The 22,898-nt window shown below is 36.4% G+C and carries 26 protein-coding genes; 7 read left to right on the plus strand and 19 right to left on the minus strand.

Going from position 1 to position 22,898, the window contains the following annotated elements; all coding sequences use genetic code 11:
• Positions 1-7: 7 nt before the first annotated feature.
• Positions 8-166 (plus strand): 50S ribosomal protein L34, encoded by a 159-nt coding sequence (gene rpmH, locus QF004_RS11935; protein ID WP_074781389.1) that lies wholly within the window; start codon positions 8-10, stop codon positions 164-166.
• Between the two features lie 158 nt (positions 167-324).
• Positions 325-1,035, plus strand: a complete 711-nt coding sequence (locus tag QF004_RS11940; protein ID WP_133439645.1) for a cell division ATP-binding protein FtsE — start codon at positions 325-327, stop codon at positions 1,033-1,035.
• A 182-nt stretch (positions 1,036-1,217) separates the two neighbouring features.
• Here the strand turns inward: QF004_RS11940 and QF004_RS11945 are convergent, their stop codons facing one another.
• On the minus strand, positions 1,218-2,174 hold the full coding sequence (locus QF004_RS11945; RefSeq protein ID WP_133439644.1) for an acetyl-CoA carboxylase carboxyltransferase subunit alpha: 957 nt from the start codon (positions 2,172-2,174) through the stop codon (positions 1,218-1,220).
• A gap of 47 nt (positions 2,175-2,221) precedes the next feature.
• A complete protein-coding gene (gene gltX / locus QF004_RS11950; protein ID WP_307426596.1) occupies positions 2,222-3,733 on the minus strand; it encodes a glutamate--tRNA ligase in 1,512 nt (503 codons plus the stop codon).
• A 174-nt stretch (positions 3,734-3,907) separates the two neighbouring features.
• On the opposite strand from gltX, the gene QF004_RS11955 reads away from it, so the two are divergent.
• Positions 3,908-4,255 carry a phosphomannose isomerase type II C-terminal cupin domain gene (locus QF004_RS11955; protein ID WP_133439642.1) on the plus strand — a complete coding sequence of 116 codons (348 nt, stop codon included), beginning with the start codon at positions 3,908-3,910 and terminating at the stop codon, positions 4,253-4,255.
• A 13-nt stretch (positions 4,256-4,268) separates the two neighbouring features.
• Here the strand turns inward: QF004_RS11955 and QF004_RS11960 are convergent, their stop codons facing one another.
• From QF004_RS11960 to pdxA, 16 genes are all read right to left on the minus strand, one after another.
• Positions 4,269-5,171, minus strand: a complete 903-nt coding sequence (locus tag QF004_RS11960) for a glycosyltransferase (protein WP_133439641.1) — start codon at positions 5,169-5,171, stop codon at positions 4,269-4,271.
• A 1-nt stretch (position 5,172) separates the two neighbouring features.
• Positions 5,173-6,276 carry a DegT/DnrJ/EryC1/StrS aminotransferase family protein gene (locus tag QF004_RS11965; RefSeq protein ID WP_133439640.1) on the minus strand — a complete coding sequence of 368 codons (1,104 nt, stop codon included), beginning with the start codon at positions 6,274-6,276 and terminating at the stop codon, positions 5,173-5,175.
• A gap of 65 nt (positions 6,277-6,341) precedes the next feature.
• Entirely contained in the window at positions 6,342-6,791 is a 450-nt protein-coding gene (locus tag QF004_RS11970; protein WP_307426601.1) for an acyltransferase, read from the minus strand.
• Entirely contained in the window at positions 6,788-7,984 is a 1,197-nt protein-coding gene (locus QF004_RS11975; RefSeq protein WP_307426604.1) for a DUF563 domain-containing protein, read from the minus strand. Before QF004_RS11975 ends, QF004_RS11970 begins: the two co-directional genes overlap by 4 nt.
• Positions 7,981-8,385 (minus strand): FdtA/QdtA family cupin domain-containing protein, encoded by a 405-nt coding sequence (locus tag QF004_RS11980; RefSeq protein ID WP_133439637.1) that lies wholly within the window; start codon positions 8,383-8,385, stop codon positions 7,981-7,983. The genes QF004_RS11975 and QF004_RS11980 overlap by 4 nt, the downstream gene beginning before the upstream one ends.
• Entirely contained in the window at positions 8,382-9,572 is a 1,191-nt protein-coding gene (locus QF004_RS11985) for a glycosyltransferase family 4 protein (RefSeq protein WP_307426607.1), read from the minus strand. Before QF004_RS11985 ends, QF004_RS11980 begins: the two co-directional genes overlap by 4 nt.
• On the minus strand, positions 9,573-10,526 hold the full coding sequence (locus tag QF004_RS11990; protein ID WP_307426613.1) for a glycosyltransferase: 954 nt from the start codon (positions 10,524-10,526) through the stop codon (positions 9,573-9,575).
• A 99-nt stretch (positions 10,527-10,625) separates the two neighbouring features.
• On the minus strand, positions 10,626-11,390 hold the full coding sequence (locus QF004_RS11995; RefSeq protein WP_307426615.1) for a glycosyltransferase family 2 protein: 765 nt from the start codon (positions 11,388-11,390) through the stop codon (positions 10,626-10,628).
• 37 nt (positions 11,391-11,427) lie between these two features.
• Positions 11,428-12,093, minus strand: coding sequence for a polysaccharide deacetylase family protein (locus QF004_RS12000; protein WP_307426619.1), 666 nt, complete (start codon positions 12,091-12,093; stop codon positions 11,428-11,430).
• 86 nt (positions 12,094-12,179) lie between these two features.
• A complete protein-coding gene (locus QF004_RS12005; RefSeq protein ID WP_133439632.1) occupies positions 12,180-12,959 on the minus strand; it encodes a glycosyltransferase family 2 protein in 780 nt (259 codons plus the stop codon).
• Positions 12,959-14,209, minus strand: a complete 1,251-nt coding sequence (gene rocD, locus QF004_RS12010) for an ornithine--oxo-acid transaminase (protein ID WP_307426623.1) — start codon at positions 14,207-14,209, stop codon at positions 12,959-12,961. Before rocD ends, QF004_RS12005 begins: the two co-directional genes overlap by 1 nt.
• Before the next feature lie 93 nt (positions 14,210-14,302).
• Entirely contained in the window at positions 14,303-15,655 is a 1,353-nt protein-coding gene (accC, locus tag QF004_RS12015; RefSeq protein ID WP_133439630.1) for an acetyl-CoA carboxylase biotin carboxylase subunit, read from the minus strand.
• 91 nt (positions 15,656-15,746) lie between these two features.
• A complete protein-coding gene (gene accB / locus QF004_RS12020) occupies positions 15,747-16,223 on the minus strand; it encodes an acetyl-CoA carboxylase biotin carboxyl carrier protein (protein ID WP_133439629.1) in 477 nt (158 codons plus the stop codon).
• A gap of 115 nt (positions 16,224-16,338) precedes the next feature.
• Positions 16,339-16,542 carry a 50S ribosomal protein L32 gene (gene rpmF, locus QF004_RS12025; protein ID WP_133439628.1) on the minus strand — a complete coding sequence of 68 codons (204 nt, stop codon included), beginning with the start codon at positions 16,540-16,542 and terminating at the stop codon, positions 16,339-16,341.
• A gap of 75 nt (positions 16,543-16,617) precedes the next feature.
• Positions 16,618-17,133 (minus strand): DUF177 domain-containing protein, encoded by a 516-nt coding sequence (locus QF004_RS12030; protein ID WP_307426629.1) that lies wholly within the window; start codon positions 17,131-17,133, stop codon positions 16,618-16,620.
• Between the two features lie 88 nt (positions 17,134-17,221).
• The gene (gene pdxA, locus QF004_RS12035; RefSeq protein ID WP_307426633.1) at positions 17,222-18,310 is read right to left on the minus strand and encodes a 4-hydroxythreonine-4-phosphate dehydrogenase PdxA; all 1,089 of its coding nucleotides are present in this window, start codon (positions 18,308-18,310) and stop codon (positions 17,222-17,224) included.
• Between the two features lie 131 nt (positions 18,311-18,441).
• On the opposite strand from pdxA, the gene QF004_RS12040 reads away from it, so the two are divergent.
• The 3 genes from QF004_RS12040 (at position 18,442) to QF004_RS12050 (ending at position 21,265) form a co-directional block, all read left to right on the plus strand.
• Positions 18,442-19,038 carry a riboflavin synthase gene (locus tag QF004_RS12040; protein WP_133439625.1) on the plus strand — a complete coding sequence of 199 codons (597 nt, stop codon included), beginning with the start codon at positions 18,442-18,444 and terminating at the stop codon, positions 19,036-19,038.
• Complete coding sequence (locus tag QF004_RS12045) at positions 19,025-20,497, plus strand: PAS domain-containing sensor histidine kinase (RefSeq protein ID WP_133439624.1); 1,473 nt, start codon at positions 19,025-19,027, stop codon at positions 20,495-20,497. The genes QF004_RS12040 and QF004_RS12045 overlap by 14 nt, the downstream gene beginning before the upstream one ends.
• Positions 20,498-20,569: 72 nt before the next feature.
• Positions 20,570-21,265: a tRNA1(Val) (adenine(37)-N6)-methyltransferase gene (locus QF004_RS12050; protein ID WP_307426636.1), complete on the plus strand. Its 696-nt coding sequence runs from the start codon at positions 20,570-20,572 to the stop codon at positions 21,263-21,265.
• Positions 21,266-21,269: 4 nt separating this feature from the next.
• Here QF004_RS12050 and QF004_RS12055 read toward each other — a convergent pair whose 3' ends face one another.
• Positions 21,270-21,848 carry a DUF6759 domain-containing protein gene (locus QF004_RS12055; protein WP_307426639.1) on the minus strand — a complete coding sequence of 193 codons (579 nt, stop codon included), beginning with the start codon at positions 21,846-21,848 and terminating at the stop codon, positions 21,270-21,272.
• A 138-nt stretch (positions 21,849-21,986) separates the two neighbouring features.
• On the opposite strand from QF004_RS12055, the gene tsf reads away from it, so the two are divergent.
• On the plus strand, positions 21,987-22,811 hold the full coding sequence (tsf, locus tag QF004_RS12060; RefSeq protein ID WP_133439621.1) for a translation elongation factor Ts: 825 nt from the start codon (positions 21,987-21,989) through the stop codon (positions 22,809-22,811).
• Positions 22,812-22,898: the final 87 nt, after the last annotated feature.

Raw genomic sequence — 22,898 nt, forward strand, 5'->3', positions numbered from 1 at the left:
ATAAGCAATGAGCAAGAGAACATTCCAGCCATCTGAAAGAAAGAAGAGAAACAAACACGGTTTCCGTTTAAGAATGTCAACACCTAACGGTAGAAGAATTTTGGCTGCTAGAAGAGCAAAAGGCAGAAAGAGTTTAACTGTAAGTGCACAGCGCGCTAAGAGATAATCTCAGGAATTATCATAACAGATTATGCTTGAAAAGTAACTTTTCAAGCATTTTTCGTTGTTAAAATTTGCTAAAGTGTACGCTCAAAAGAAAGATTTTTTTTACTTTTGAGCAGCTATTGCAGCGCACCCATTTCATCAACAACAATCAAACACGATATGCCACATACTTATCAGGAAGGCCAGGATGTAATTCATCTAAAAAATGCGAAAATTGCGCAGAAGAATTTTACTGTACTCAATGAAGTCAACCTCAACATAAAAAAAGGAAGATTCTGCTACCTTATCGGGAAAACAGGTTCCGGAAAAAGCTCACTGCTCAAAACGCTCTACGGACATATCCCACTGAGTGCAGGACAAGGACATATTGCCGGATTTGATTTGGCTAAGTTGAAACCCTCAGACATACCGAATTTAAGAAGAAAGCTGGGCATTGTTTTTCAGGACTTTCAGTTGTTACCGGACAGAACTGTGGAAAAGAATTTAAAATTCGTTCTCGAAGCAACAGGCTGGAATGATAAAACCAAAATAGATGACCGAATCAATGAAGTTTTGGCAAGCGTGGGAATGAAATCCAAGAAACACAAAATGCCGCACGAACTTTCAGGAGGCGAGCAACAGCGTATCGCTATCGCCAGAGCACTCCTGAACCACCCAGAATTGATTCTGGCTGATGAACCGACCGGAAATCTTGATCCAGAGACTTCGAACGAAATCATGACCCTTCTGAAGCAGGTAGCTTTTGAAAACAATTCTGCAGTCGTAATGGCAACTCACGATTACCACATGATCCAAAACTTCCCGGGAGAAGCGATCCGATGTGAAGACGGAAAAGTTTCGGTTTTAGATACTGCTGAACTTTTTGAATAATTTTCAAATTCCATTTAAAATATAAAAAACTCTGTAAGCAATTGCAGAGTTTTTTTGTAAAGGCTAAAACAGTACACTAAAATTAAGTTTAGGCTAAAGCCTATAATTTTTCTCATAAAAAAACGGGCTAAAGCCCGTTCCTATTGATATATCTAGTTTCCTTAAATAAAAAATCTGTAAACTTACCCTTTGAACTGACCCATTGCGATGAATTTCTCCTGTCTTTGGATTTCTAATTCTTTACCGGTAAATTTAGAAAACGCTTTGATGTTCTGAAGAATAGAAGCCTTCAAATGATCATAAGCAACCTGTGGTTCATAATGCGCTCCACCAAGTGGTTCTTCTACAATTCCATCAATGAATTTTTCCTTTAAGGCATCTTGCGGTGTCAGTTTCAAAGCATTGGCAGCATCTTCTTTATGATCCCAGTTTCTCCAGAGGATTGAGGAACAACTTTCCGGTGCGATCACTGTGTACCAAGTATTTTCGAGCATATATACTTTATTTCCAACGCCGATTCCCAAGGCTCCTCCACTCGCTCCTTCACCAATGATATACACGAAAATAGGAGTTTTGAGCATGGTCATTTCAAAAATATTTCTGGCAATCGCTTCCCCCTGCCCACGTTCTTCAGCTTCTAAACCGGGATATGCACCTGGTGTATCAATTAAAGAAATTACAGGAATATGAAATTTTTCTGCAAGTTTCATTAATCTCAAAGCTTTTCGGTATCCTTCGGGATTGCTCATCCCGAATCTTCGGTACTGTCTTTCTTTGGTAGTACGGCCCTTTTGGGTTCCGATGATCATTACTCTCTGTCCGTCGATCGTAGCCAAACCACCGATCATTGCAGGATCATCTGCGAAATTCCTGTCACCGTGAAGTTCAAGAAAACTGTCCTTATCTGTGATACCTTTAATAAAGTCCAAAGTATATGGACGATCTGGATGGCGGGAAAGCTGCACTCTCTGCCACGGCGTAAGATGATGATAGATTTCTTTTTTCTTTTCTATAATTTTATCTTCGATTTGCGAGCAGGCGAGTTTTACATCTACCCCACTTTCTTCGCCCACCAATGAACAGGTTTGATACTGATCCATCAGTTCTTTAATCGGAAGTTCAAAGCTTAAGTATTCCATTTTAATTATTAAAAATATCCTTCAAATTTAGTAAAAATTAAAGAAAGTTATTGAATATTATTCACTGCATTTTTTATTCTGGCGATAGTTTCTTCTTTTCCAAGGATTTGCATAATATCGGGAACATCGGGTCCTTTCAATTCTCCCACTAAAGTTAACCGAAGCGGCATCATTACTTTTCCCATTCCAAGGCCTTTGCTTTCCGCAAAATCATGAATATCCTGTTTTAGAGCTTCAGGTTCAAAGATGGAATCCTGTAACTTTAGTGAAAATTCAGTCATCACTTCTGCTGCCGTTTCGTTCCAGGCTTTCTTTACTGCTTTCTCATCATACTGAGTTGGTGCTTCAAAGAAAAATTTGCCGTCATTATAAATATCTTTTGCAAAAACGGCTCTTTCTTTCATTAATGAAATAATTTTCAATAACTGGACATCACTTGAATTTGTAAGATTTATTCCCTCCACATTTTTTAGCAATTCTAAAACCTCTTCGTCGGATTTTGATCTTAAATATTCGCTGTTAAACCATTCTGCCTTTTCTTTATTGAATCTTGCACCCGCTTTATGTACTTTATGCAAATCGAACTCGGTAATCATTTCTTCTAAAGTCAGCACCTCTCTGTCATTGGCAGGACTCCAGCCAAGAAGGGCGACCATATTGATAAATGCCTGCGGCAAATACCCTTCTTCGCGGTACCCTTTTGAAATATTTCCGGTTTCGGGATCTTTAAAATTTAATGGAAATACCGGGAAACCGAATTTATCACCATCTCTTTTGCTTAATTTTCCTTTCCCTTCCGGTTTTAGAATTAATGACAAGTGCGCAAATTCCGGTTTTTCCCAACCCATCGCTTCATATAATAAATAATGCAGTCCCAGGGAAGGTAACCATTCTTCGCCACGAATGACGTGTGAGATTTCCATTTCATGGTCATCGACAATGTTGGCAAAATGGTAAGTGGGCATTCCGTCGTTCTTCACCAAAACTTTATCATCTAAAGTATTGGTATTCACAGATGATTTACCGCGGATGATATCTTCCAGATTCAGGACTCTGTCTACCGGCATTTTGAAACGCACAACGTATGGAACCTTTTCATCTGTTAATTTCTGAACTTCTTCTTTAGAAAGCGTCAAAGAATTTTTCAGTCGGTTTCTGGTCATATTATTATAAGCGAAAACTTCTCCGTTTTTTTCGAACTCGTTTCTCACTTCATCCAGCTCTTCCGGCGTATCGAAGGCCAAGTAGGCGTAATCTGTTTTTAGAAGTTCTGCTAAATGTTTATCGTAAATATCCCGTCTTTCCGATTGTCTGTAAGGTGCAAATGGGCCACCATGTTTAGGACTTTCATCAGGAATGATTCCGCACCATTCTAGGGCTTCCATAATATATTCTTCTGCACCTTCCACATATCGCGCAGTATCGGTATCTTCTATTCTCAATACGAAATCACCACCTTTGTTTTTGGCAAAAAGATAATCGTACAATGCGGTTCTTACTCCTCCTAAATGTAAAGGTCCGGTTGGACTTGGTGCAAAACGCACTCTTACTTTGCTCATTTTCCTTGAAATTTTAAGTTGCAAATTTAAAGAAAAAAACGGTGTTTCATCTCTTTATTTTTATGGCTTTGATTGGTCAGACGGGACACTTGCTCAATTATTTTCCTGCAGATCATATTCTGACAGGCGTGTTTCATAAAATTACTTATTTTTGCACTATAAAATATACTGTATATGTTAGAAATTGGTGACAGACCGTGGGGGAAATATTATGTTTTGGCAGATGAGCCTCATTATAAATTAAAGAGAATTGAAGTAAATCCGGGTCAGCGATTATCTTACCAGTTTCATCATCACCGGCAGGAATTCTGGACGGTTGTTGAAGGCGAAGCAGTTGTTATCTTAGACGGTGAAGAAATCACGGTGAAATATGGCGAGAGTATTCATATTCCTTTGGGAGCAAAACATAGAATTGAAAACAGGACATCAGAACTGGTTGTTTTTGTAGAAGTACAGACCGGAACTTATTTCGGGGAAGATGATATCGTGAGATTGCAGGATGATTATGCCCGCGGGGAATAAATGAAATACCCGGCTACTTTAAAAATAAAAGTTTGAAAAATAAAACAGGATTCTTGTATTTAAGTTCATATTTTTCTCTGGTCCATCTTTTTTGAAATTCTTTTTTTTCCTCTTCAGATATTGCCTCTGAAAGCATAATTTCATACTTGAACTGCAATAAAGTTAAAAGATATTTGGTTCTCAACTTTTGGTCAGCATTTATATAATCCAAATACTTTGAGGTGACTTTATTATAGGAATCACTCATGAGCGTCCAATTTCTGGACAAACTCGTAGACAGGATTCTATAGTAGAACAACTTTTTATCAATAAAACCGATTTTATAACCACGGGAACTCAGCTGCAAATTCATATCCCAGTCTTCAGTATGTAGATTTTCATCAAACGGATATTGATCCAAAAGTTCCTTTTTAACGAAAGTCCCAACATTAATTGTTTTATTCTGAACTACATTTTCGTGGAAAAAAGAATTCAGCGACTTTATGACCTTTGTTTTATCTGTATTTTGATAAGCTTCAATTGTTTCGCCAGTCTCCTGGATATATTTATAACCATCGGAAAGCACGAAATCAGAGGGATGATTTTTTATATAATTAACTTTCTCTTCAATGATATTTTCTGCCCACCAATCGTCTCCAGATAAAATGGAAATATAATCTCCGGAGGCTTTAGAAACTAGAATATTTAAGTTCTTCGATACTTTAAATTTCTCCGTATTTTTTATGAATGTGCATGAAATACCCGAATCTTCTAAAATTTTCTTCCCTTTTTCATAGGTATTATCATCAGAACAATTATCTAAAAAAACAATTTCAAAATTATCGTAGGTTTGGGAAATTGCAGACCGACACGCCTGTTCAATGAATTTCTCATGATTCATTGTTATAATGACGATACTTACCAAAGGTTGCTCCATCTTAATATTTGTTCAAAATCTCTATTATTTTCTCTACTTCCTCTTCTGTCATTACCGGGCTGACAGGCAAACTTAAAACCTCATGATGAATTTTCTCTGTAACCGGAAAAGAAAGATGATTGTAATATCTATACGCTCTCTGTTTATGGGGCGGAACAGGATAATGAATCAAAGTTTGGATGCCGTTTTCCTGGAGAAAATTTTGCAGTTTCTCTCTATGATCAGTTCTGACCACAAAAAGATGCCAGACATGTTCTTTCTTTTCCTCTGGAAAAATGGGTAGAATTATTTTTGGATTTTTTATTTCGGAACAGAATTTTTCAGCAATGCTCCTCCGCTTCTCATTATCCTGATCAATGTATTTTAATTTCACGTCTAAAACCGCTGCCTGAATTTCGTCTAACCGACTGTTTAAACCCTGGTATTTATTGATGTATTTTTCTTCGGAACCATAGTTAGCTAAAGTTCTTATGGTTTTTGCTAAAAGCGAATCTTTACACGTAACTGCACCACCATCTCCTAATGCACCTAAATTTTTACCCGGATAGAAACTAAAGCCGGCCGCGTCACCAAGATTTCCGGATTTTATACCGTTCCACGCTGCACCGATTGCCTGCGCATTATCTTCGATTATTTTTAAATTGTATTTTTTTGCCAAATCATCCAATTCTTCAGACCAACAAACCTGCCCATAAAGATGGACGACCATTATAGCTTTCGTTTTGGGAGTGATCAGCGCTTCTATTTCGGCAATGTCTATATTATAATTTTCGATATTAGGTTCTGCAAAAACGGGCTTTAACCGGTTGTCTGTAATAGCCAGAACAGAAGCGATATAAGTATTGGCCGGAACAATAATTTCGTCACCGGCTTTCATTTGACCAAGTTCTAAATAAGCTTTGAATATTAAGCGCAAAGCATCTAAACCATTGGCAACGCCTATTGCATTTGGTGAACCAATATAGTGCGCTAAATTCTTTTCAAAATTTTTCACTTCATTTCCTAAAAGATACCATCCACTGCGGAAAGTCTCTAAAAGTTTGGCTTCGATTTCTTCCTGATATTGAAGATTTATTTTTTGTAGATCTAAGAATTTAATGTCCATAAACTGTAAAGTACTTTGACTTAATTTTAATTTTATATTACCATCTTGATAGTGACAAGACGGATTTATTTTTTCCTTGCGGGATTTCCAAACCAGGTTTCATTAGCCGGGACATCCTTTGTCACTACACTCCCCGCGCCAATAATTGCATTTTCATTAATGATGAGCCCCGGAAGAATTGTAGAATTGGCACCAATTGACGCTCCCGATTTCACTATTGTTTCCAAAAGCTGGAAATTTTTATTCTGGGAAACAGGATGCTTGTCATTGGTAAAGGTAACATTGGGTCCTATAAAAACATTGTCTTCAATGGTAATACCATCCCAAATCTGAACGCCAGGCTTTATGGTTACATTGTTACCAATATTCACATTATTCTCAATGAAAACATTAAAGTTGATATTACAATTTTTTCCAATAACAGCATTTTTCAGAATAACACAAAATTGCCATATTACGGTACCATCACCGATATTTTGAGACTGCACATCTGAGGTAGGGTGTATTGTTTTCATCTGGAAAGTAATTGAATAATCTGCCGTTCAAATATATTAATATCTATCTTATAATTTTCATGAAAATCTGAACTTTCACTCTTGTATCTGTAATAATACAAATCAAAATTCACAAACTTGGCAAGGGTAGAAAATACAGAAAAATCACTCCAAACTGAACCTAACCAAATTAAACCTTTACTGTTTTCTTTCGCAAATATAAGATTGGTAAATGCAGCGCCGCTAGGCCCTATAATATAATCCGCATTTTGAAGGAGGAAAATTTGCTCATGAATATTTAACTCCTCAAAACAGACCGCTTTAAAACCATATTTCTCAGCAACAGCAAGCAGTTCAGTTTCGTTATACTTTCTGAATTCAGATTTTCTCGCAATAAATACTTTTTCTGCGTTTTCGATTCTAACTTTATTTACATCATAATTCTCAAGAACCTTTTCTCTTATAAAGCGAACTGATTTTTCGGAAATCTTAGTGAATTGTGCTTCATACTTTGATCCTTCAGAAATATTTGGAATTGTTGTATTTGGAGATGTTATAAACCATAAGGTTTTGAAACCGTGATACTGATCATGATTCAAATACTGCAATCGATAACCTTTCAAAAAAAACTCCGCAATGGTTTTTAAATTATCATTTTGCTGCACAGAAATATCTAAAATAACCGGTAAATCTGCACTTCCCGGAATATTGGAAAGGAACTCCGCTTTGGAAATGATTTCTAACAGAAAATGATAATAATTCCCGGTGAAAGCTCCCCCAAAAAAGACAGCATCAATGTCATAAAGAGCCTTTGGTAAATTATTTACCTTAGCTAAACTTTGACCATGGGATAAGAGATTTGGACTGTTATATACATAAATATCCCTTTGATCTTCATGCCATTTTTCGAAATAAATTGTTTTTAAATTTTTTGTCAGAAAACAGGCAGAGTTTGGGGTAACATACCCATTTTTTAAGGCGTATATTTTTACAGGAAAAATACCCGTTTCAACTTTTTTTTCGTCTTTATCAAATTCTTTTGGAGTAAAAGTGGTTGTGGTTTTAGTATCCTCAGCCAAAATACTTTCGCTGCAATAGGTCGGGGTAATTTCATCCAGAGGCACGAAATCCACAATCAATCTATTCGCTTTCTTAAAAAAAGATTTCAGAAAATATTTCTTCCTTTGTAAGGATAACAGTTTATCTAATTTCACTTTTCACCTAAAAAAATTTGGTAATCTCTGATATAATCCTTTTCATCATATTCATTGCTTGCAATACAAATTTGCACTGCATTGTGCGTGTATTTCATTGTCCGCCAACACATTTTCGGAATGAAAAGTCCCATATTTGGACGATCCAGTACGAAATGAAGTTTTTCACCATTTAACAGTTCGGTGGTTACTTCTATTTTCCCGGCAACGGCTAAAAGTATCTGCTGAAGATCAAAATGAGAATGCCCTCCTCTTTCCACATCTTCTGGCGTATAATAAGTCCAGTATATTCTTTTGGGCACAAACGGTAAATCTTCTTTTTCTGCTATAGAAATGAAACCTAAAGAAGGATTCCCAACTTTGGGAAATTCAAGTAAAAAGGGTCTGCTATAATCTTTCATATTATTTCTTTATAATAACTGATGGTTGCCTGAATCATTTTTTTTAAATCAAATTGTTTCACAACCGTTTCTCTTGCATTTTCAGAAAGTCTGGTTCTTAATTCAGAATCATTAAACAATTTTTTGGTATGCATATAAAATTCAGAAACGCCACTTGCAATTAATCCATTCTCGTTATTTACAATTATTTCTCTGAAAGAATCTATATCGGAACAGATTACAGGTTTTCCCATCGCCATCACTTCCAGCAAAGATAAACTGAAATTTTCTCCTTTTGAAGGAAAGTACACGATTTCTGCTCTGCTGATCAACTCAACAATCTCTTCTTTCTTTTTCTCACCATAAAAAAAAACAGATTCCTGAATATTATTTTTCATAATATTTTCCTGAATATACAGATCACTGAGATTAACCTTACCAATGAAATGCAAAGTGCTTTCCGGGAAACTTTTTTTCACTTTCAAAAATGACCCGATCGCCAACTCTGCTCCTTTTTCAGACGATACATTACCTAGATAAAAAATTGATTTTGCAAGAATAGAATTTGTTGCGTTGGGTTTAAAAAAATCCGTATCAATACCGTTATAAATAAGTCTTGCATTTTTTATATTGAAAAAACGTTCATTAATTCTTTTAGAAAAATTCGAGATCACAATATTATTTCTGGACTTTTCAAAGGCTAATTTCTCGCAATGTGTTCTCCCCTGAGAAACATCTTTATAATTAAAATACTTTTCCAAAACAGTCCAGGAACCATGGCATCTTATTACATAGGGAATTCTCTCATCAATGCAGAGTGCCATTCCTTCGAAATCATGGGTCTCAATTAAATTAATTTTATAATTATTCGTTCTGATCCAATTATTCAGTTGCCTCTGAATTGCTTTTTTTTCGTGTTCATAAATTTTAAAATGCAACGGTTTCAAAAAACCGATTTTTCCAGTAACCGATCTTAGAAATTCTAAAAGAAAGTTCCTTTCAAAAATACCTTTTATGGAATAAACTTCAACTCCTTGGTCATCAAAAGAAACAGTGTTTTTATTGACCGCAAAAACACTTACTTTAATTCCATTTTTCACGAGCTCTTTGGCCAACACACTGTTAAAAACACCGGTTCCGCCCACCCTTTGTAATTTAGGATGATAATATTCCCGGGTCAATATCAAAACATGTTGTAAACTGCTCATTTATTTTAATTCAAAAACCGTTTCCACCCAATGCTTAATCCGGTATTTTTCGTACACATCGACCGGAAGCTCCTGATAGTCACTTTCAAAAAATGACCGGTCCAGATTAGAAAGATCATCATTTAAAACCAAAATGTTTTCAGGCCGGTAGAAATCGTACTCTTTTACAGTCGGATTATTGGTGATAATTTTCTTCTTTAAAGCCATTGCTTCGAAAAATCTAAAACTCAATCCGGTTTGGTTGTCCCGCATTAAATCCACCAAAACTTTCCCTTCACTGTAATAGCGCGGTATATCGTTATGCTTGATCCTTTTCCGCGTAAAAGTGATTTCACCGGCATTCTGTACCAGTTTTTTCGTCCATGTTTTTTTACCGACCACCACACAGCTGTAACTTAAGTTCAGTTCTTCAATCTTAGCGATGATCTTTGCCAGCGGGCCGATTCGGTTATCAAATGAACCCAAATAAATCAAATCATATTCCGCAGGTTGAGTTTGTTTGAGTTCTGGCAGATAATTATAGTTGGTAATCAACTGAAAACTGTTTTTTGCTGCATCTGCTTTGTCAAAACTGAAAACATTATCAAACAAATCGAACAAATGCTGTGCGGGACAACGCGCTAAACTGTCATATAAATAGGCGATATATCTTTTAGTAAACTTCTTTATCTGAACATGAAATTCGCGGTCTATCAATTCCGGATTGATGACCAAAATCTGATCTTGCGGCCCCAGTTTATTGAGCTTTTCCAGAATCATTTCCTGCCGCAGTTTATTTTTCAAATTGCGCTTCAACAGGATTTTAGAAATGGTATTTTTTATTCTCGCCGAAAAACTTCCGTGACGATAGGCGCCAATATTAATATGATGGGCATCCACACCTTTTCTTCGAAGCTCTTCAACAATATGAGCGTCGTAATTCCAAAAATCAAAACTGATTACACAGATTTTCATAGATTATTTACAGTTCAGTTTGACCAAAATTAACGTTGAATCATTAAAAAAATTACGTTTGAGGCTTGTTATTTTTGAGTATAATTTCCAGCTACGAATTTAGTCATTTTTTTCACTATTCTTAAGGGATTCGTACGTTTTATAGACACTCAGGGTCTGCAACACCGAAAGTTGATATCCTTCTTTACCATCAAGAAATCCCAGCCGTAAAAAATAAGTTTTAATAAACTTTGCTGCCATTTTAATATACATAATTAAGCTACTGAACTTCTTACCTTTAGCGAAAAGCTCTTCCCCTTTCAGTTCGCCATAATGGATCATTTTTTCTCGATACGACTCATAATCGGCCACGGAATAATGCAAAAGTTTGTTTCTGAGTTCACCAATACTGCCATTGACCTCCAGCGTTTCATGCACTTTTTTCCCCGCGGTATATCTGCATTTACTTTTCCTGAAAAGACGAAAGTTTTTATCGGTCTGCGTCCCGGAATAGTGTAAGGGTTTTCCTGCGAAAAAGAATTGGCGGTAAAAATAGTAGGCGTCTTTTTTATCGGACTTATTGAGTTCTTTGAAGATTTCTGCGCGAAGTTGCGGGGTTATTCTTTCGTCGCCATCCAGAAAAATAACCCAATCATTTTTTGCAGATTCCAGGGCGAGATTGCGTTGTTTTGTAAAATCTTCGAATTGATTCTGGATCATTTTTACCTTCGGATTCCGCGAGGCAATTTCTACCGTTTTATCCGTGCTGAATGAATCCACCACAATAATTTCGTCACAAAATGTAAAACAATCCAGTATTTCCTGAATATTTTTCTCTTCATTAAAAGTGATTATTAAACCACTTATTCTCTCCTTAAGCATCATTTCTTTATTCGTATTTGAGTAATTTACGTATAAAAAATCAAAAAAGCTTCAGTTTTCCCAATATTAATTTAAGTTTAAAGCGTTGCAGCGAGTCCTCACCTTTGATGTCGATTCTGCAAAGTTCGTAAGGTTTCGCATTTGGGAAATAATTTATTTTATTGCCAATCCTTACGGCAAAGTCAATGCCTAATTTCTTTAAAGTATGAAAAAGCTTTTCCTGCTCTGCACCATTTTTAGGATATTTTCCATACGGGTAAGCCAAAACTTTTGAATACTGAATTTGATGAGATTCCAGAATCTGCATATTCAATTTTAAATCGTTTTCAATTTCACTGTTGCTTAAAGTTCTGAAATTTTGATGCGAATGACTGTGAAGTGCAATTTCGAAAAAATTTGAACTGAGCTTTTTAAGATCTTCAAAACCCATCATTTTATTTTCATCATATCCGTTTTCAATAAAGGCAGTGGAAATAAAAATGGTCGCTTTAAGATCATATTTTTGAAGCAGCGACGGTAAAAATTCGTAATTGTTATAGTAACCGTCGTCAAAGGTAATGATAATTTTTTTCCTGAATTCGGAATGGATTTCTTTAAAAAAAACCGACCGGTAAGCTTTTTCCTTTATATATTTAAACTGTTTTTCTAGATTTTCTGCACTCACCGTAAGTTCTGTATCTCCTTCCTTTTCCACTTTATGGTACATCAGGATAGTTAGTCTTTTTCGCGGAAAAAAATAAAGATAAATTCGAAAATAGCTGAAAAACAAGCCCAAAAGAATAGCAAAAAATATCATCGTGCTGATTTTTTTTCCAGTTTGCTGCGTTTTATTATGCTGTATAGTTTAATGTATTTCATAAAATTATAAAAAGCCATTGTTCTTGCAATATAGAAACCCGCAAAACCATCCAGAAATCCAAGCTTAAGGAAGTAAGTTTTGAAAAATTGAAAAGGAGGATTTACGATTATTTTCAACTGGTTCACTTTTCTACCACTTTCAAACATTTTTTCGGCCATCATATCAGAATAATTATTCATTTTCGACAGATAATGATGGATGTTTCGGTAGGTGTAGTGATTAATACTTCCTTTTATAGATCCTTTGTCGTTATCGGTCATCAGATACTCGTGAATTCTGTCGGGAGAATACTTTGCCGCATTTCTTTTAAAAAATCTTTCACGGAAAACTCTTCCCCAGCCTCCATGTTCAATGAGATGCGTGCCGAGATAATTGTTAAATTTAATATCGTACACCTCAAATTTAGAATTGCCGGAATCCACAATTTTTCTGATGGACTTTTTCAACTCCTCATCTGGAATTTCATCGGCATCGAGAAAAAGCACCCATTCATTGGTACATAAATCTAAGGCATAATTTTTCTGTTCCCCGTAACCATTGAATTTTTTTTCGTAAAATTTCACTTGGGAATATTCCGAACAGCGCTCTTTGGTTTTATCTTTAGAATAACTGTCAACAACAATAATTTCATCGGCAATATCATTTACTGAATCCAGAAATCTTTTGATATTTTCTTCCTCGTTATAGGTGATAACAGCGACCGAGACTCCCATTATTTTATATACTCCAAAACGGTTTTTTCGATAATCGAAACGCAGTCCAAAAGTTGCTCTTCGGTAATCACCAAAGGCGGCGCCAATCTGATAATATTGCCATGAGTCGGTTTTGCCAGTAAGCCGTTTTCTTTTAATTTCAAACAAAGATTCCAGGCCGTAGAACTTTCCGGAGTATCATTAATGAGAATTGCATTTAATAAGCCCTTCCCACGGACTTTGGTAATGAGTGAAGTTTTCGCAATCACTTTTTCAATTTCTGAACGGAAAAGATTCCCTAAAGATTCGGCTCTTTCAGAAAGTTTCTCGTCCTCTACCACATCCAGTGCAGCCATCGCAACCGCACAGGCAATCGGGTTTCCACCGAAAGTTGAACCATGTTGACCCGGTTTTATCACCTTCATAATTTCGTTGTTTGCCAAAACTGCAGAAACGGGATACATTCCGCCGGAAATGGCTTTTCCTAAAACCAAAATATCGGGTTGTACCTCTTCGTGATAACAGGCGATCAGTTTTCCGGTTCTTGCGATTCCGGTTTGTACTTCATCTGCAATGAAAAGAACATTGTATTTTTTACATAATTCCGAAGCAGCTTTTAAATAACCTTCATCCGGAACGTAAACGCCGGCTTCACCCTGGATAGGTTCCACTAAAAATGCCGCGATATTTTCCGCATCATTTTTCAGAGTTTCTTCTAAAGCACCGATATCATTATATGGAATTTTTATAAATCCCGGTGTAAAAGGACCGTAGTTTTTGCTGGCATCGGGATCGTTTGAAAAAGAAACAATAGTCGTAGTTCTTCCATGAAAATTATTTTCACATACGATAATTTTGGCCGCATTTTCAGAAATACCTTTCACTTCATAACTCCATTTCCGGGCTAATTTTACTGCGGTTTCCACTGCTTCTGCACCTGAGTTCATCGGTAAAACTTTATCAAATCCGAAAAGTAAAGTTATTTTCTTCTCATATTCTCCCAAACTTGAGTTATGGAAAGCGCGCGATGTCAAAGCCAACTTCTTCGCCTGATTTACCAAAGCACCGACAATTTTCGGATGAGAATGCCCCTGATTAACCGCGGAATATGCAGAAAGAAAATCATAGTATTTTTTACCTTCAACATCCCAGACAAAAACCCCTTCTCCCCTGTCTAAAACCACAGGAAGCGGATGATAGTTGTGGGCGCCATATTCGTTTTCTAAATCAATATAATACTGAGAATTCTTTTGTTGAGTAGCTTCTGACATTTTTTCTTTTTACAAATTTAACGATAATAATTGAAAAGTACTGAAACAAAAACTGCCTCGAAAAGAGGCAGCTTTTGTTAAATATAAATGATATTAGTTATCAAATTTTTTATCCATTTTGAAATCTTCCATGAATTTCGTGGTATAATTTCCTGCGAGATAATCTTCGTTTTCCATTAACTGTCTATGGAAAGGAATAGTCGTTTTCACGCCCTCAATATAAAATTCCTCTAAGGCACGTTTCATTTTCGCAATCGCTTCTTCCCGTGTCTGTGCGGTGGTAATTAACTTTGCAATCATCGAATCGTAATTGGACGGAATCGAATACCCTGAATAAACATGGGTATCTACACGGATACCGTGTCCTCCCGGAATATTCAGTCCTGTGATTTTTCCCGGTGATGGCCGGAAGTCATTAAAAGGATCTTCAGCATTGATTCTACATTCAATGGAATGCAGCTTCGGGAAATAATTAATCCCTGAAATAGCAGTTCCGGACGCTAAAAGAATTTGTTCCCTAATTAAATCAAAATCTACAACCTGTTCTGTAATTGGATGCTCTACCTGAATTCTGGTATTCATTTCCATAAAATAGAAATCACGGTTTTTATCAACCAAAAACTCGATGGTTCCTACTCCTTCATATCCGATATATTCTGCAGCTTTTACAGCAGCATCACCCATTTTCTGACGAAGTTCATCGGTCATGAACGGCGACGGAGTTTCTTCAGTTAACTTCTGATTTCTTCTTTGTACGGAACAATCTCTTTCTGATAAATGACATGCCCTTCCATACTGGTCACCAGCAATCTGGATCTCAATATGACGTGGTTCTTCAATGAGTTTTTCCATGTACATTCCGCCATTTCCGAAAGCGCCGACCGCTTCCTGGACTGCAGATTCCCAGAGCTGCTTCATATCCGCTTCTTTCCAAACGGCGCGCATTCCTTTTCCACCACCACCGGCAGTCGCTTTAATCATTACGGGGTATCCGACTTCTTTAGCGAGTTCGACAGCATGTTCGTAAGAATCAATAAGACCCTCTGAACCGGGAACGCATGGCACCCCAGCTTCTTTCATCGTTGCTTTAGCATTCGCTTTGTCACCCATTCTGTCGATCTGTTCAGGAGATGCACCAATAAATTTGATCCCGTTTTTCTGACAGATTCTGGAGAAATTTGCATTTTCTGACAAAAATCCGTAACCGGGATGAATTGCATCAGCATTGGTAATTTCCGCTGCTGAAATAATATTGGGGATTTTAAGATAAGAATCTTTGCTCATCGGCGGTCCGATACAAACTGCTTCATCAGCAAACCTCACATGGAGACTGTCCTTATCTGCAGTAGAATACACGGCAACGGTTTTAATTCCCATTTCTTTGCAGGTACGAAGAATTCGCATTGCAATTTCGCCGCGGTTGGCGATTAGTATTTTTTTGAACATCTTGTTAAGAATTTTAAATTTTGAATCTTAAATTTTAAATTATTTCAAATGAATTCTCATCTAAAATATATAATTTATCATTTAAAATTACTTAAGAAGGATCAACTAAAAATAGCGGTTGATCGTATTCTACAGGAGTTGCATCGTCTACCAGAACTTTCACTATTTTCCCGGAAACTTCAGATTCGATTTGGTTGAATAATTTCATTGCTTCAATGACACAAACTACTTTTCCTTCAGTAACTTCGTCCCCCACATTTACAAATAGATCCTTGTCTGGAGCTGGCTTTCTGTAGAACGTGCCAATCATTGGCGATTTGATGGTAATAAATTTGCTGTCGTCTTCCAACGGTGCTGATGGTGCAGCAACAACTGCAGCAACTGGTGCTGAAGCAGGCGCTTGCTGCGGCGCAGTGTGATAAACTGCAGGTGAACCCATATAATTCATTTCGCTTCCTGCAAGCGGAGTTTTAATGGTGATTTCGAAATCTTTAGTTTTGTATTTTACTTCTGAAACCTCAGCTTTAGAAACAAATTTTATAAGATTTTGGATGTCTTTAATGTCCATATAATTGGTATTTGTTTATTATGTCAAAGATACTAAAAAACAATAAAAAACCACTCAAAATTGAAAAAATTGAGTGGTTTTTGTATAAAAACAGAGTTTTCATTAGATTTTAAGCCTAATTCTCTTCTGCAGTTTCTACTTCTTTTTCTATTACTACTTTCCCTCTGTAGTATAATTTACCTTCATGCCAGTGTGCTCTGTGATACAAGTGCATTTCACCTGATGTTGCATCTTTTGCCAATTGAGGAACTACTGCTTTGTAGTGTGTTCTTCTTTTATCTCTTCTTGTTGACGATTGTCTTCTCTTTGGATGTGCCATTTCTTATAATTTTTTAATTTGATGAGCGATGAGTATTTGATTTCTCAATTCTCATCATTTTAAACTATTTAATTTTTAATCTTTTAATTTTTTCAATGCTTCCCACCGTGGGTCAATTTCCAGTTCTTCTTCAATAATATCTTTTGGACTGAACTTTTCCAGAATTTCTAAATCTTCCTCTGAAAGATTAGGCGAAACTTTCTTCATTGGGATCGACAGCATCACATCTTCATAAATCAGCTGCGAAACATTGAAAGCGTGATCCGTTCTTGGAATGGTAATCACATCAATATCGCTGTCATCATATTCTTCCCCAAAATTTACCAAAACTTCAATTTCATGTGCTATCGGATAGTCAAAATGTTCGTTTGAAATATCACAAACTAAATTAACCGTCCCTGAAGTTTTAATCCAAAGTTCTAAAAAAGTAGTATGCTTATCCATAAGGACATCAGCAACTATTCTAGGCTCTGTAAATTCTTGTTCAGTATCGAAAAGTTGAAAGAACTTCTTATCTATCTCAAACCTGAACTGGTGTTTTCCGTTTTTTAGTCCCGAAAACTCAATATCGTAGTTTCTAAACTTGTCCATAAAATGAGTGTGCAAAAATATGCATTTTTTTTAATATTACAAATTAATCTTAAACAAATCTGTAGTAAATATTTTCCGGGCGTATTTACTAGGCTCGATCAACCGGCAGATCCTCATCAGGGCTGTTAGCAGAAGAGCTTCTACGCGGCTGCATCCGATTGGTTATTAAGTCATTATATTCTTTTCTGTTATTGAAGATTTTGATGGCCATGAAAATTGCCTCGGTAAAACTCTGTTCATCCGCAATATTTTTACCGGCAATATCATAAGCAACGCCATGATCGGGAGAAGTTCTGACATAAGGCAAGCCGGCGGTGTAATTTACCCCTTCTTCGTAAGCCAGTGTTTTAAACGGCGCTAAACCCTGATCATGATACATAGCCAAAACTGCATCGAAGTTTTTATATTTACCGGGTTGAAAATAGCTGTCTGCAGGATAAGGTCCAAAGGCCAAAACGCCATTATCAAACAATTCTCGGATTGCCGGCTCTATGATTTCGATTTCTTCTCTGCCGATCGTTCCGCCATCGCCCGCATGCGGATTCAAACCCAACACTGCGATTTTTGGTCTTTCGATGCAGAAATCCTCAATTAAACACTGATTCAAAAGTTTGATTTGTTTTTTGATCTTCTCCTTAGAAATATTTTCCGCAACGCTGGCAAGCGGAATATGATGTGTAGAGACCGCAACTTTTAAATCATTTGTCACTAAAAACATCAGGCCTTTTTTGCCAAATTTCTCTTCCAGATAACCGGTGTGTCCAGCATGCTGAAAACCGTGTTTCATCATCTCCTCTTTGTTAATGGGAGCGGTAACCAAAACATCAATTTCACCATTCATCAAAGCATTGGTCGCGGCTTCCAAAGAATCGATTGCCATTCGGGTAGACTCTTCAGTTGGAGTGCCTAGATTTACATTCACATTGTCTTTCCAGAGATTCACCATGTTTATTTTATCGTCCTGCGCCTGTGCAACTTCTGTGATATAATTAAAATTATGCTGAAGTTTGAAAATGTTTTTCTGATAGGTAAACAGTTTTCCCGAACCAAATATAATGGGCGTAAAAAAATCGGTAATAGATTTATCTTTCAGAGATTTCATGATAATTTCCGGACCGATTCCATTGTAATCACCGATAGAAATTCCCACTTTTATTTTATATTGTTTCGGACTCATTTTTATTATCTTTGAAAATTAATAGAATTTTACAAATTTAACAAATTAGGATTAACTACTATTACTTTATTTTAATTCTAAGGAATTAATTGATTTTCAGTTCATCTTTTCTCTTAAAAAATATCAAAAACATGTTCACAGGAATTGTAGAAGCAACCGGGATTGTAGAAGCGATCAATCATAACGAAAGCAATATCGATTTTATTTTAAACTGTCCTTTCACCCAGGAATTAAAAATTGACCAAAGTCTCGCGCACAACGGCTGCTGTTTAACTGTTGTCGAAATTACAGAAACCCACTATCGGGTCACCGCCATTGATGAAACTTTAGAAAAAACGAATCTCGGCAAGTGGAAGATCGGCACTGAAGTGAATTTGGAACGGTGTTTGAAGTTCGATGGACGGCTAGATGGTCACCTGGTTCAGGGTCATGTTGACAAAACGGGTATTGTAGAGAAAATACAAGACAAAGACGGAAGTTTTCTCATCACTATCTCCTACGAAAACACCGATGAATACACAACTGTTCCGCAAGGTTCCATTACGGTAAACGGCATTAGTTTAACTGTTGCCGAGAGTGGCTCCGATGATTTTTCAGTTGCGATCATTCCCTACACCTGGGAATTTACCAATATGAAAACGCTGAAAGTGGGCGACACCGTAAATCTGGAATTCGATATCATCGGAAAATATGTTAATAAATTGATGAAAAAAAATGCCGTTCTCTAAATACAAAGGTTTTAGTTTAAGAAATAGAGTTTTCTGGGGTTTTCTGCTGATTTGCTTTCTCAGCATCACAGGCTCTTCGACTTTATCCTATTTTATTTTAAAGAACAATGCGACCGAACAAAGCAGAACCGATTTGCAGAAAAGAGCCGAATCGCTAATGTCTGCCCTCGATTACGCGGTAAGTCACACTCAGGTGCAAACCAACGATTTACCGAAAATCTTGTCCAACGCAATTTTCGAAATCGCAGATATCAACAATCAGGACATTATCATCTATGATTTGAACGGGAATTTTGTAATTTCTAATAAAGACATTAATCTTATTCCCAACAAAAAACTTTCCTTAGAAGTGATCAATCAGGTTTTGAAAAGTGACAAAAGAGTTGATTTTCAAAACTATGATCCGAAAACGGGTTCCAACGTAACCTCTTCCTATATGATTCTGAAAAACAATATGCTGGAGCCGATTGCTATTGTATATTTCCCTTATCATCACAACGATGCCTCGTATGTAAGCGTCTTCAACAAATACCTCAATTACATTTTCATTGTTAATCTTTTTGTGATTGGATTTGGAGTCTGGCTGAGCTGGATTATCTCGAACCACTTAACCAGAGCGGTCACCAAATTTTCTGACCTTATTAATAGAATCACTCTTTTCGAAAATGATCCGCAACCCATCCGCTATTACCAGAATGATGAATTGAATCAACTGGTAAAAGCCTATAATAAAATGATTCTGCAGATTAAGGAACAGAAAGAACGGCTTAGTTTTAAAGATAAAGAGGAAGCCTGGCGCGAAATGGCGAAACAGGTTGCTCATGAAGTAAAGAATCCTTTAACACCGATGAAACTGACCATTCAGAATTTTGAAAGAAAATTTGACCCGAATGACCCGAAAATATATGATAAAGTAAAACATCTGAGCAAAACAATGGTAGATCAAATTGATTTGGTTGCCACAGTTGCAAATGCTTTTTCTCAGTTTGCCCAGTTGCCCGAAAAGAATAACGAGGTTTTTAACCTTAATAAGGAAATAAAAAACATTATTAATATTTTCAGCGACGAAAAAATATATTTCCACACCAATAAAGAAAAAATAATGATCGAAATGGATAAAATATATTTGTCCAGAATCATCACCAATCTGGTTTCTAATGCGAGACAGGCAACCGATGATGAACGTGAAAATATTATTAATGTAGATGTAGAACAACGGCAAAAAAGGATTATCATCACCGTAGAAGACAATGGTGTCGGTATTTCCGAAGATCACTACAACCGGATTTTCGAACCTAATTTCACTTCAAAGTCGAGCGGAATGGGATTGGGATTAACGATGGTCCGTAAAATGGTGGAAGATTATAAAGGTGAAATCTCAGTGAAATCTGAACTTGGAAAAGGATCGACTTTTACCATTTCACTTCCAAACAACATGAAATCCGTTCAAAATAACTAAATCATCAGCGCGGGACGCAGTACAATTCCGAGCCGCTATTTTTGTGAAAAATATCAAAATCTACTACTTTCAGTGAAACCTTTTCATTTTAAACAATTCAGCATTCAGCAATCGAAAAAGGTATTTCGTGTTGGAACAGACGGTGTTTTGCTCGGTGCTGCTTCTACGGTAAACAACGCGAAAAACATTCTGGAAGTGGGTACAGGAACAGGCTTGATCTCACTGATGCTGGCCCAAAGAAATTTTCAGGCAGAAATCCATGCCATCGACATTAATGAAAATGCAGTAGCGCTCGCCGCACAAAACTTCGAAAATTCACCATTCCAAAACAGAGTAAAGGTTTTTCTGCAGGATTATAAAAAGTTTAATTCAAAAGAAAAATACGATTTAATTGTATCAAATCCTCCTTATTTTGAAGAAAACGCGTCCCAAAAAGACATTACCGCGAGACAGCAAACTGAACTTTCCTTCGGGTTTTTAGTTGAAAAATCATCGGATTTATTGTCTGAAAAAGGGTTGCTTTCGGTCATTATCCCTTTTGACTCCGGAGTATTGTTTGAAGAATATTGTTCCCAAAAATCGCTGTATTTAAACAAAAGAATAAAGATTTACGGCATCAGAGATGCTAAACCTAAACGACTGATTTTAGAATTTGGACTGCAGAAAAAAGAAGCCAATCATTCAGATTTCGTCATTGAGAAATCTCCGAGAAAATATACCGACGAGTATCTGAAACTTACAGAAGAATTCCATCAATTCTCAAAATAAATTTTTATTTCGGAGCATTCAGCGTGATCACAATATCTTTTGCAATATTTTTAGCCGAAGAATATTTTGCATCGCAAACCATGGTGGTAATAGAATAACTGCCTTTTTCTACCATAATGAAGTTTTCGTTATTTGCCGGAATATTGAGGTTATAAAATTTCTTTCCGCTGAGTTTCACAATCAAATTACATTTCGACTTATTTTTGATCAGCACATAAGCGGTTTTGCTGCTGGGATCATTATTGAAAAGATGATTCAATAAATCTTCAGTTCCCTTATGGTTGGCATTCGAACCATTTTTCGCAACCTCTTTTTCTACTTCATTTTTAAGGGTCGTTTTATTGACCGGTGTAATTGTAGGTTTCGCAACTTTAGCCTGCTGAACCGGTGTTTTGTCGTTGTTCATCACCGCGAAAAGCTTCCTTTTAAACTCTGGAGTTCTGGGATGATCAGGATTGAATTTAATAAAATTGGCAATGACCTGTACATCGGTACTTTTCTCGACCTGACCGACAGTATATTTCGACTGGGCGTAAGAGAAAAATGAAATAAATAGCAATAAGAAACAGATAGATTTTCTCATCAATGAATTAATTTTTAGAATTCTACATTTTAGGAATAACGGAAAATTGTACTTTTTAGTTTGTGCGAAATTTATTATCTTTGCAACGCTTAAAAACATTAGCTAACTTAATCAATTTTTAATAAAAAAAACAAGAATATGTATACACCAGTTGCTGCAGATGTAGCTAAATTAAGAAACATTACAGGCGCAGGAATGATGGACTGCAAAAAAGCGTTGGTTGAAGCTGATGGAGATTTCGATAAAGCCATCGAAAACCTTAGAAAAAAGGGACAGAAAGTTGCAGCAAACAGAGCAGACAGAGATTCTCATGAAGGTGCAGTAATTGCGAAAGTAAACCAGGACAACACCATGGGAGCAATTATCGCTTTGAATTGTGAAACAGATTTCGTTGGAAAAAATGACAGCTTCGTAGAGTTAGCTCACGAACTGGCTGAACAGGCTATTTTCTATGCAAACAAAGAAGAATTTTTAGCTTCTGATTTCCACGGAATGACTGTTGCTGAAAAATTAATCGAGCAAACAGGAATTATCGGTGAAAAAATCGAAATCGGTGCTTTCGAAAGAATCGAAGGACCTTTCTTAGGAGCTTATATTCATGCTGGAAATAAAATTGCTGCTATTACTTCTTTATCTGCAAATGTAGATGGAGCTGCAGAAGTTGCAAAATCTGTTTCTATGCAGGTTGCTGCAATGAACCCAATCGCTTTGGATGAAACGATGGTTTCCCAGGAAACGATTGATAAAGAATTAGAAATCGAAAGAGAATTATTGACTAAAGAAGGAAAACCTGCTAACATTATCGACAATATCCTTAAAGGAAAAATGCAGAGGTTCTACAAAGACAACACTTTGGTACACCAGTCTTTCATCAAAGATTCAAGCGTATCAGTTGCTGATTATGTAAAATCAATCAACAGCGATTTGAAAGTTGTAGGATATATCAGAGCGAGCCTTACTTAATTTCCCGAACTTTATTATAATTAAAATCTCTTTCTATTTTTAGAAAGAGATTTTTTTTTCGGGTTATAAGCAGTAATTTTGTAACCA

It is taken from the genome of Chryseobacterium sp. MDT2-18 (assembly GCF_030815285.1).
In the GTDB taxonomy this organism is placed as follows: domain Bacteria; phylum Bacteroidota; class Bacteroidia; order Flavobacteriales; family Weeksellaceae; genus Kaistella; species Kaistella salivictor.

What these genes read in the sequence shown, in the direction of transcription:
- QF004_RS11980 (WP_133439637.1), bottom strand. Translation starts at nt 8,385, where the DNA reads ATGAAAGATTATAGCAGACCCTTTTTACTTGAATTTCCCAAAGTTGGG.
- accC (WP_133439630.1), bottom strand. Translation starts at nt 15,655, where the DNA reads ATGTTCAAAAAAATACTAATCGCCAACCGCGGCGAAATTGCAATGCGA.
- QF004_RS11965 (WP_133439640.1), bottom strand. Translation starts at nt 6,276, where the DNA reads ATGGACATTAAATTCTTAGATCTACAAAAAATAAATCTTCAATATCAG.
- tsf (WP_133439621.1), top strand. Translation starts at nt 21,987, where the DNA reads ATGTATACACCAGTTGCTGCAGATGTAGCTAAATTAAGAAACATTACA.
- QF004_RS12005 (WP_133439632.1), bottom strand. Translation starts at nt 12,959, where the DNA reads ATGGGAGTCTCGGTCGCTGTTATCACCTATAACGAGGAAGAAAATATC.
- QF004_RS12030 (WP_307426629.1), bottom strand. Translation starts at nt 17,133, where the DNA reads ATGGACAAGTTTAGAAACTACGATATTGAGTTTTCGGGACTAAAAAAC.
- rpmF (WP_133439628.1), bottom strand. Translation starts at nt 16,542, where the DNA reads ATGGCACATCCAAAGAGAAGACAATCGTCAACAAGAAGAGATAAAAGA.
- QF004_RS11970 (WP_307426601.1), bottom strand. Translation starts at nt 6,791, where the DNA reads ATGAAAACAATACACCCTACCTCAGATGTGCAGTCTCAAAATATCGGT.
- QF004_RS12055 (WP_307426639.1), bottom strand. Translation starts at nt 21,848, where the DNA reads ATGAGAAAATCTATCTGTTTCTTATTGCTATTTATTTCATTTTTCTCT.
- gltX (WP_307426596.1), bottom strand. Translation starts at nt 3,733, where the DNA reads ATGAGCAAAGTAAGAGTGCGTTTTGCACCAAGTCCAACCGGACCTTTA.
- accB (WP_133439629.1), bottom strand. Translation starts at nt 16,223, where the DNA reads ATGGACATTAAAGACATCCAAAATCTTATAAAATTTGTTTCTAAAGCT.
- QF004_RS11990 (WP_307426613.1), bottom strand. Translation starts at nt 10,526, where the DNA reads ATGAAAATCTGTGTAATCAGTTTTGATTTTTGGAATTACGACGCTCAT.
- QF004_RS11960 (WP_133439641.1), bottom strand. Translation starts at nt 5,171, where the DNA reads ATGGAGCAACCTTTGGTAAGTATCGTCATTATAACAATGAATCATGAG.
- rpmH (WP_074781389.1), top strand. Translation starts at nt 8, where the DNA reads ATGAGCAAGAGAACATTCCAGCCATCTGAAAGAAAGAAGAGAAACAAA.
- pdxA (WP_307426633.1), bottom strand. Translation starts at nt 18,310, where the DNA reads ATGAGTCCGAAACAATATAAAATAAAAGTGGGAATTTCTATCGGTGAT.
- QF004_RS11940 (WP_133439645.1), top strand. Translation starts at nt 325, where the DNA reads ATGCCACATACTTATCAGGAAGGCCAGGATGTAATTCATCTAAAAAAT.
- QF004_RS11945 (WP_133439644.1), bottom strand. Translation starts at nt 2,174, where the DNA reads ATGGAATACTTAAGCTTTGAACTTCCGATTAAAGAACTGATGGATCAG.
- QF004_RS11955 (WP_133439642.1), top strand. Translation starts at nt 3,908, where the DNA reads ATGTTAGAAATTGGTGACAGACCGTGGGGGAAATATTATGTTTTGGCA.
- QF004_RS12040 (WP_133439625.1), top strand. Translation starts at nt 18,442, where the DNA reads ATGTTCACAGGAATTGTAGAAGCAACCGGGATTGTAGAAGCGATCAAT.
- QF004_RS11995 (WP_307426615.1), bottom strand. Translation starts at nt 11,390, where the DNA reads ATGATGCTTAAGGAGAGAATAAGTGGTTTAATAATCACTTTTAATGAA.
- QF004_RS12045 (WP_133439624.1), top strand. Translation starts at nt 19,025, where the DNA reads ATGCCGTTCTCTAAATACAAAGGTTTTAGTTTAAGAAATAGAGTTTTC.
- QF004_RS12000 (WP_307426619.1), bottom strand. Translation starts at nt 12,093, where the DNA reads ATGTACCATAAAGTGGAAAAGGAAGGAGATACAGAACTTACGGTGAGT.
- QF004_RS11985 (WP_307426607.1), bottom strand. Translation starts at nt 9,572, where the DNA reads ATGAGCAGTTTACAACATGTTTTGATATTGACCCGGGAATATTATCAT.
- rocD (WP_307426623.1), bottom strand. Translation starts at nt 14,209, where the DNA reads ATGTCAGAAGCTACTCAACAAAAGAATTCTCAGTATTATATTGATTTA.